The sequence below is a fragment of the Bacillus sp. JJ1127 genome (genome assembly GCF_036965845.1).
Classification (GTDB): Bacteria; Bacillota; Bacilli; order Bacillales; family Bacillaceae_G; genus Bacillus_A.
On sequence record NZ_JBALQK010000003.1, the window covers coordinates 1 to 8,729 of the forward strand.

General features: G+C 36.6%; 11 protein-coding genes. 6 read left to right on the plus strand and 5 right to left on the minus strand.

Features of this window, described 5'->3' with window-relative positions; all coding sequences use genetic code 11:
* Positions 1 to 265: 265 nt before the first annotated feature.
* On the minus strand, positions 266 to 490 hold the full coding sequence (locus tag V7183_RS00285; RefSeq protein ID WP_335358351.1) for a DUF1450 domain-containing protein: 225 nt from the start codon (positions 488 to 490) through the stop codon (positions 266 to 268).
* A gap of 279 nt (positions 491 to 769) precedes the next feature.
* On the opposite strand from V7183_RS00285, the gene V7183_RS00290 reads away from it, so the two are divergent.
* Together V7183_RS00290 and V7183_RS00295 are read left to right on the plus strand one after the other, a co-directional pair.
* The gene (locus tag V7183_RS00290) at positions 770 to 1,435 is read left to right on the plus strand and encodes an RsfA family transcriptional regulator (protein WP_097898490.1); all 666 of its coding nucleotides are present in this window, start codon (positions 770 to 772) and stop codon (positions 1,433 to 1,435) included.
* Between the two features lie 75 nt (positions 1,436 to 1,510).
* Positions 1,511 to 2,356 carry a lipoate--protein ligase family protein gene (locus V7183_RS00295; RefSeq protein WP_335358352.1) on the plus strand — a complete coding sequence of 282 codons (846 nt, stop codon included), beginning with the start codon at positions 1,511 to 1,513 and terminating at the stop codon, positions 2,354 to 2,356.
* 32 nt (positions 2,357 to 2,388) lie between these two features.
* Here V7183_RS00295 and pta read toward each other — a convergent pair whose 3' ends face one another.
* Positions 2,389 to 3,360 carry a phosphate acetyltransferase gene (pta, locus tag V7183_RS00300; RefSeq protein WP_097898492.1) on the minus strand — a complete coding sequence of 324 codons (972 nt, stop codon included), beginning with the start codon at positions 3,358 to 3,360 and terminating at the stop codon, positions 2,389 to 2,391.
* 289 nt (positions 3,361 to 3,649) lie between these two features.
* On the opposite strand from pta, the gene hemQ reads away from it, so the two are divergent.
* The 4 genes from hemQ to gerQ all read left to right on the plus strand — a co-directional run bounded on the left by hemQ (position 3,650) and on the right by gerQ (position 6,941).
* Positions 3,650 to 4,393: a hydrogen peroxide-dependent heme synthase gene (gene hemQ / locus V7183_RS00305; protein ID WP_097898493.1), complete on the plus strand. Its 744-nt coding sequence runs from the start codon at positions 3,650 to 3,652 to the stop codon at positions 4,391 to 4,393.
* Positions 4,394 to 4,587: 194 nt separating this feature from the next.
* Complete coding sequence (locus tag V7183_RS00310; protein ID WP_335358353.1) at positions 4,588 to 5,868, plus strand: serine hydrolase; 1,281 nt, start codon at positions 4,588 to 4,590, stop codon at positions 5,866 to 5,868.
* 191 nt (positions 5,869 to 6,059) lie between these two features.
* Entirely contained in the window at positions 6,060 to 6,482 is a 423-nt protein-coding gene (locus tag V7183_RS00315) for a cell wall hydrolase (RefSeq protein WP_335358354.1), read from the plus strand.
* A gap of 27 nt (positions 6,483 to 6,509) precedes the next feature.
* Complete coding sequence (gerQ, locus tag V7183_RS00320; RefSeq protein WP_097898496.1) at positions 6,510 to 6,941, plus strand: spore coat protein GerQ; 432 nt, start codon at positions 6,510 to 6,512, stop codon at positions 6,939 to 6,941.
* Positions 6,942 to 6,971: 30 nt separating this feature from the next.
* On the opposite strand, the gene V7183_RS00325 is transcribed toward gerQ, so the two are convergent.
* The 3 genes from V7183_RS00325 to V7183_RS00335 form a co-directional block, all read right to left on the minus strand.
* Complete coding sequence (locus V7183_RS00325; protein ID WP_097898497.1) at positions 6,972 to 7,340, minus strand: DUF423 domain-containing protein; 369 nt, start codon at positions 7,338 to 7,340, stop codon at positions 6,972 to 6,974.
* Between the two features lie 63 nt (positions 7,341 to 7,403).
* Complete coding sequence (locus V7183_RS00330; protein WP_097898498.1) at positions 7,404 to 7,691, minus strand: YwdI family protein; 288 nt, start codon at positions 7,689 to 7,691, stop codon at positions 7,404 to 7,406.
* Positions 7,692 to 7,709: 18 nt separating this feature from the next.
* Positions 7,710 to 8,690 carry a potassium channel family protein gene (locus tag V7183_RS00335; protein ID WP_335358379.1) on the minus strand — a complete coding sequence of 327 codons (981 nt, stop codon included), beginning with the start codon at positions 8,688 to 8,690 and terminating at the stop codon, positions 7,710 to 7,712.
* Positions 8,691 to 8,729 lie beyond the last annotated feature (39 nt).

Genomic DNA, 8,729 nt, shown 5'->3' on the forward strand with positions numbered 1-8,729 from the left:
GTTTTTTTAATTGATGTATGTATGCATTTGATAATGATTATCATGATCATATACTTCATTCTACCTATTACTCCAAAAGACTGTCAACCATTATTTTGTAATATAAAACTAATGTACTTGGTATAAAACCAATCTCATAATATAAAATTTACCCACTAATACGTCGCTAATTAATACCATTTACCTTTTTCTTCCCCTTGTTTTGGAATGAATTCTAGCTTTAATTGCATAAAAAAGAAGAGTAAAATGTTCACTCTTCCTTTTCTTACTTATTTAATTTTGCCTCGATTTTCTTAATCAGTTCATCTTCATTTGGCGCTGCAACTGGACGGTTATTCACAAAAGCGAATGATTTTTTACGACCTGGCCCACAATAAGATTGACATCCAACTTCAATACTTGCACATGAATCTACCTTTTTGAGCTTTGGTATCAACGTCTTAATGTTCGTTGCCTGACAATCATCACACACACGAAATTCGTTTCCCATTATATATAACACTTCCTCTATTTTAAACTTTTCACAAGTACATTTAACAATAAACACTAAATGGTATTTTACCGCTCTTTGGTGCTCGATGCAAGTCTTCCACTGTAGTCCTAACCCTTGCTTTTCCATTTATTTTTCCCTTCATAAGCTTTTGTCATTCGTACATATATTTCTTACCTTCATCAAAATCTACCATATTTTTAAAAGCTTTGTATAAAAGCAATTTTTTTTGCCCATTATAAAAATAGGAAGTTCATAAAAAGAAAGGGAGTTGAATCTATGAAAGTAAGACAAGATGCTTGGACAGATGAAGACGATTTATTACTTGCTGAAACCGTCCTTCGCCATGTTCGAGAAGGAAGTACACAATTAAATGCATTTGAAGAAGTTGGAGATCAATTAAATCGTACATCAGCGGCTTGTGGTTTTCGTTGGAACGCTGTTGTCCGCTATAGCTATGAGCAAGCTCTTCAGCTAGCAAAAAAACATCGTAAAGATAAAATGCGTGCTGCTGGTGGTGAACAAGCGAAAAAACGCCTGCTTTATACCCCTCCAGCTTCAGCAGTAATAACTGCCCATGACGAACCAGTTACAAAAGAAGCTATTCCATATTCGGAACCATCTGTTTCTAAAACTTCTCTAACAATGCAAGATGTCATTTACTTCTTACAAACAGTCGGATCTTCAAACGTAAAAGTAACGGCACTTGAAAACGAGAATACGAGATTAAAACAAGAATTAAAAGCACAAGTGCTTCGCAATGAAGAATTAGAAACGAAACTGGAAAAACTAGAACAACAATCTAATACAGTACAAGAAGATTATGAAACGCTCATGAATATTATGAACCGCGCTCGTAAATTAGCATTAATGGATGACGAAGAGCGTGCACAAACTTCTTTCCGAATGGACCGAAATGGGAATTTAGAAAAAATTGCAGAATAAAAGGGATGCGCTAACCGCATCCTTTTTATTTTGTTATAATAAAGATTGTCATTTTATAGATAAGGGGTTAGTTATATGAGCAATTCCCGTTCGATTTTATCTCAACCAGAGTGGCGTATTGTTGATCAGTCTAGTTTAGGACCGACATTTCATGCTCTGCAGTCATTCGCAATGGATGACACACTATGCACGACAATCGGAAATGGTACCTCTGCTTCAGCAATGCGTTCTTGGGTTCATTACAATACAATTGTTCTTGGCATTCAAGATTCTCGTCTTCCTCATTTACAGGAAGGGATTTCTTTTTTAAAACAGAAGAATTTCAATGTTATTGTTCGTAATTCAGGTGGTCTTGCAGTCGTACTTGATGAAGAGGTTTTAAATGTATCACTTCTATTTCAAGAAACAGAAAAGGGAATTGATATCGACCTTGGATACGATACAATGTGGCATTTAATTAAAGAAATGTTAAAAGATTACGATGTCGATATCGAGGCAAAAGAAATCGTTGGCTCTTATTGTCCTGGTAGCTATGATTTAAGCATTCGCGATCAGAAATTCGCAGGTATTTCACAGCGCCGCATTCGCGGAGGTGTAGCTGTACAAATTTACTTATGTGCTACAGGAAGTGGCTCCGAACGTGCGGCACTTGTTCGTGATTTTTACAACTTAGCAATTCAAGGTGAAGAAACAAAATTTACGTATCCAGAAATTGTACCAAGTACAATGGCTTCATTATCTGAACTACTTGGTGAAACGATTACCGTTCAAGACTTAATGATGCGCCTTTTAAAAACATTACAGCATTTCGCACCAAAATTAACACCATCACAATTAACAGTTGATGAAGTTCCATTATACGAAATGAATTTACAGCGTATCATCGATCGTAATAACAAAGCACTTAATCTTGAGAAATAAGAAAAACCCCGCTACATAGCGGGGTTTTTCAATTATAGTGCTTGAGCTGCTGTAATTAAAGCTAGCTTGTACACTTCTTCTTCGTTACAACCACGAGATAAATCGTTTACTGGCATATTTAAGCCTTGTAAGATTGGTCCTACTGCTTCGAATTTACCTAGGCGTTGTGCAATTTTGTAACCGATATTACCAGCTTCTAAGCTTGGGAATACGAATACGTTAGCATCACCTTTAATAACAGAACCTGGTGCTTTTTTCTCAGCTACAGATGGTACGAATGCAGCATCAAATTGGAACTCTCCATCTAATGTTAATTCAGGAGCCATTTCTTTTGCGATGCGAGTTGCTTCTACAACTTTTTCTGTTTCTGGGGATTTCGCAGAACCCTTTGTAGAGAAACTTAACATTGCAACGCGTGGATCAATGCCGAATAATTCAGCTGTCTTTGCACTTTCAATACCAATTTCAGCTAAATCTTGGCTGTTTGGTGCAATATTAATTGCACAGTCAGCGAATACATATTTCTCATCTTCGCGTACCATGATAAATACGCCTGAAGTTTTTGTAACGCCTGGTTTTGTTTTAATGATTTGAAGTGCTGGACGAACTGTGTCAGCTGTAGAATGAGCTGCACCACTTACTAAACCGTGTGCTTTACCCATGTATACAAGCATTGTACCGAAGTAGTTTTCGTCTTTAAGGATTTTGCGAGCATCTTCTTCTGTTGCTTTACCTTTACGGCGTTCAACGAAAGACGCTACCATCGCATCCATTTCTTCGTATGTAGCTGGATCGTAAATATCAACGCCTGCTAATGTTAAATTCATGCTAGCAGCTTTTGCGCTAATTTCTTCTTTATTACCAACTAAGATTGGTTTTACTAATTCTTCTTTTGCTAAACGCTCTGCAGCGCCTAAGATTCTTTCATCAGTTCCTTCAGGAAGTACAATAGAAATGCCTTTTCCTTGAACTTTTTCTTTTACTGTTGTAAATAAATCGCTCACAAATAAACCCTCCTACAAATGTTAAAAAAACTCTACCTTTAAGAATACTTCTTTTCATCTATATTTTAAACTTATAGCTCCTAAAAAATAGGCAAAATTAAAATGATTATATTTTCACAAAATTCAGCTGGTTAATTTTCCATCTATCTATAGATATAAAGACATATACACTCCTCTTTCTAGCATTTTCAATTGTGACAATTTTATGCACCAAAGCTTTACATAGGTAACTTTAAAACTATATATGCTATAGTTAACGTGTAAAATATCATTAACTGAGGTGAATCGAATGAGCGAAGCAGCAAAAACGTTAGATGGTTGGTATTGTTTACATGATTTACGTTCTATCGACTGGGCAGCATGGAAAACATTATCTAGTGACGAACGTGAACAAGCAATGTTTGAATTTTTAAATATCATCGAGAAATGGAATAAAACTGCGTCTGCAAAACAAGGTAGCCATGCAATGTATACCGTTGTTGGTCAAAAAGCTGATATTATGTTTATGATTTTACGTCCAACAATGGGAGAATTAAATGAAATTGAAACAGAATTAAACAAAACAACATTAGCCGAATATATGGTTCCTGCATACTCTTACGTATCTGTTGTTGAACTAAGTAACTACCTTCCAGCTGATGAAGATCCATACCAAAACCCACAAATCTTAGCACGCTTATACCCTGAATTACCAGCAGCAAATCACATTTGCTTCTACCCAATGGACAAGCGTCGTCAAGGTGATGACAACTGGTACATGCTTCCGATGGAAGAACGCAAAAAGCTTATGTACAGTCACGGCAAAATCGGTCGTCAATATGCAGGTAAAGTGCGCCAAGTTATTACAGGTTCTGTTGGTTTTGATGATTATGAGTGGGGTGTAACACTATTCGCTGATGACATCCTTCAATTTAAAAAACTTGTATATGAAATGCGCTTCGATGAAGTAAGTGCTCGTTATGGTGAATTTGGAACATTCTTCGTTGGAAACATTTTACCAAGCGAAAAAGTAGCAAAATTTTTATACGTATAATACAAAAAAGGAACGAAATTCGTTCCTTTTTCTTTATATTCCACAATTCTTCTCCAAAAATCCGCTATTTTCGTCAAATTAAAACAAGAACGGACAAAATCTTGTCAAATTTCCTATTAAATTATAATCTTTTCATATCCAAATTTATGCTAAAATGGTACGAGCTATATGCTAATAACGATGCGAAGGTGATAATGTATATGAGGAAAATCTTATCTATTTTACTAGTGTTTCTATTGTCATTTTCTTCCTTAGGAGTAACAATCTCCCATGCAGAAGAAAAAATACATATAGACGCTGCCGCTACTATTCTTTTCGATGCAGACACAGGAAAAGTACTCCACGAACAAAACCCAGATGAACTACTGGCCATTGCTAGTATGTCAAAACTCATGGTTATTTATTCCGTTTTGGAAGCGATTAAGGAAGGAAAAATTACCTGGGATACAAAAGTAAACATCTCTAATTATGCTTATGAAATTTCCCGTAACAATGAATTCTCGAACGTTCCTTTCGAAAAAGGAAGACAATATACAGTGAGAGAATTATATCATTCTATTATTATCTTCTCTGCAAATGGATCTAGTGTTGCGCTAGCAGAACTTCTTGCAGGAAGTGAAAAAAACTTCTTGAATCTTGCAAATGAACATGCGAAAAAACTAGGGTTAAAGAAATACAAATTTGTAAACGCTACAGGATTAAATAATGCTGATTTAAAAGGAAAACACCCTGAAGGAACAGATCCGAACGGAGAAAACTCCTTATCAGCTCGCGATATGGGTATTTTAGCGAGAACAATTATTACAAAGTATCCAGAAATACTAGAGGATACAAAACAAAGATTTAGAAACTTCCCAGATAACCACCCACTTCCAATTCGTATGGAAAACTGGAACTGGATGCTACCAGGCGCTGCCTTTGCTTACGAAGGGACAGACGGTTTAAAAACGGGAAGTTCAGATACAGCTGGGTATGGATTTACAATTACCGCAAAACGCGGTGATTTACGTCTTATCTCCGTTATTATTAAGACAAAATCAATGGACGAACGCTTCACAGAATCTCGTGCGTTAATTGATTACGGTTTTAATAACTTTGAAAAACAGAAATTAAAAATAGATAGAAATAACACAATTCCTGTTGTAAAAGGGAAAGAAGATTATGTAACTGTGACACCTGAAAAAGAAATAACGGTAATCACAAAAAAGGGTAGCAAACCACCTTACAAAATTTCTACTGAGGCGGATCAATCACTTGCTGAGGATGGAAAATTAATCGCACCTATTAAAAAAGATGCAAAAGTAGGTTCACTTGTTTTAGAATCAACTGATCAATATGGATTCTTAGACGGAAGTAAAAACATGAAAATCACTGCAAAAACAACAGAAGAAGTAGAAAAGGCAAATTGGTTCGTATTAACAATGCGTTCCATTGGTGGATTCTTCTCAAATATGTGGTCAAAGTTATTCGGATAAATAAAAAGCTAGCAATGCTAGCTTTTTTATTATGTTTCTCCTTCTAACACTAAAATTACTCTCCCTAAAAGTTTGTTTGATTGTCATATCTGAGTCCTTTTCCTCATACGTATGAACTAGTAATTGTTCCACACTTCACCTAGAAATAAACCTCTTTCTCTAATGCAATCCCAAAAGAGAGGTGAGACATAATGGCTGTTATCGCCCATACAGGCGAAGAAGTAAAATTATTAGCTAGGCTCATGCGTGCTGAAGCTGAAGGGGAAGGGCAACAAGGCATGTTGATGGTTGGAAATGTTGGTGTCAATCGCGTTCTTGGAAATTGTTTAGATTTTAAATCAATCCGAAATTTACGCCAAATGGTTTTTCAAAGTCCTGGTGGATTCGAAGCAACTCAGAAAGGGTACTTTTATCAACGGGCACGAGAACAAGACATCGCCCTTGCAAGACGTACAATTCAAGGGCAACGCTTTTGGCCTGCAAATTTCGCCTTATGGTTCTTTCGTCCGACTGGTGCCTGTCCACCAACTTGGTATGACCAGGAAAATTCAGGGCGTTTTAAAAACCACTGCTTTTTTCAACCATCCGGCGAGGACTGCCCAAGTGTATATTAAAGAATGAAAACAGGGAGGGATTTTTGAATGGCACAGCAACAAAATCCATACTATGGAACGGGTTTTTATCAACCTTCAGGGGGATATATGCAACAACAAATGACGCCGCAGCAGCAACAAGCTATGCAACAACAGGCCATGCAACAACCAACTGCCCAAGCACAGCTTGCAGCATCTCAAGGTATGCTCCCACTAGAACAATCGTATATTGAAAATATCCTTCGCTTAAACAAAGGAAAACCAGCAACTTTTGTTATGACATATGAGCGTGGTAGTTCGCTTGGCACACAATCCTATACAGGTATTATTGAAGCAGCTGGACGTGATCACATTATCGTCAGTGAACCAAAATCCGGAAAAAGATACTTACTACTTATGATTTACTTGGATTATGTAGAATTCCCTGGAGAAATTACGTATTTTCCTACCCAACCAGCAACCTATGCTCCAAGATCATAAAAAAAAGCTGGCAAATGCCAGCTTTTGTTTTTATAAACCTTTTACAACTGCAGTTCCTAGTAAAATCCATCCTACAATAAATGCTACACCACCAAGCGGTGTAATCGGTCCAAAAAATTTAATACCCGTTGTACTTAATGCATATAGACTACCAGAGAACATGATAATTCCAGCTACCATAAACCAGCCTGCCGCACTTAAAAGAGAAGATTGAATTTTATCCATTAATAACGCAACAACGAACAATCCCCCCGCATGAAACATTTGATATGTAACTCCTGTCTTCCACACTTCTAACATTTTTGCAGAAATCTTGTTTTCTAAGCCATGCGCCCCAAAAGCTCCTAATGCGACAGATAAACCAGCTGCAATACAACCTAATAAGAAGAAAATTTTCATTAGAATTCCCCTTTTTATCTTTATGATAAGAAATTTTTGCATATAAGCCAAACAATTTAACCTTTAAAAATCAAATAAAGAACTCCCATTTGCATCTGCTTCTTTCATATATACAGGTTCTCCGGAAACTGATACTACCTGCTGAGTTGTTGTCATTGGATGAGATGTTATCACTTGTGGTTGTAGTTTTGGTTCTACATACCTACTAGAATCAATCTGTTCGTCTAACAGTAAATCACATAAAGCACGAACAACTGATAGATGTTCCTTCGCTTTCTGTCCTTCACTACTTTTTGCTTTTGCAATTTCATTTGCCATTTTATTTAAAATCTTCTCGCTAGATACTTGCATCCCTTGTCACCTCTTACTTTATAATTCTTTCTCAAATTGCTCCAACTTCTCTACTGGACCAAATACTATTATCATATCACGTTCTTGTAATTTTTCCTGCCCTGTTGGATTATGGATAATATCCCCATGTCTTAAAATCGCTAAAATTGTAACATCAAATTGATTTCTCACATTATTTTCTAGCAATGTTTTTCCAATTAAAATAGAGCCTTTCCCAATTTGAACTTCTTCTATCGCAAAGGACTGCTCTATTCCATAAAGCACTGTATCAATATAATGAACCGTTAGTGGATTTGCAATACCTTTTGCAATATGGATTCCAGCCATACTAGATGGATTAATAACTTTAGTCGCACCAGCACGACGTAATTTTTCTTCCGTTTCTGGCTTTTCGGCTCTAGCTACAATTTTAATCTTACTATTAAGCCCCCTTGCCGTTAATGTAATAAATACATTTTCAGCATCATTCGCAACAATCGCCACTAAGCCAGCAGCTTTTGTAATTCCAGCCTTAATTAATACCTGATCTTCAGTAGCATCACCATGTACATACAAAAGCTTTTCCTTCTCTAGTACCTCTCCATCTCTATCAACAACCACAAAAGGAATCTTCTTTTCCTGTAATTCGTGTACAACTTGAAGTCCTACTCTACCACAGCCACATACAATAATATGATCTTGTAACTGCGCTATGTGCTTATCCATTTTTCTCCTCCTCATTGCATGAAATAAATTCCCCTCAATAATCATCGCTGCTACTACCCCGATTGCATATGTAACAATTCCTACCCCAACTGGTATGATGAGAAGTGCGAAAATCTTCCCAGCTTGCGTTAACGGAACTGCATCCCCGTATCCAACCGTCAATACTGTAATCATCGTCATCCAAAAAGCTTGAAACAAACTGATTTCTTCTATTATCATAAATCCAATTGTTCCAAGGGTTACAACGAAACACATACATATCACTGCTATCAATAATTGCCTGCGTGCATTCATATCGTTCTTCAACTCTTTTCTCTATCTATATAAATCCAT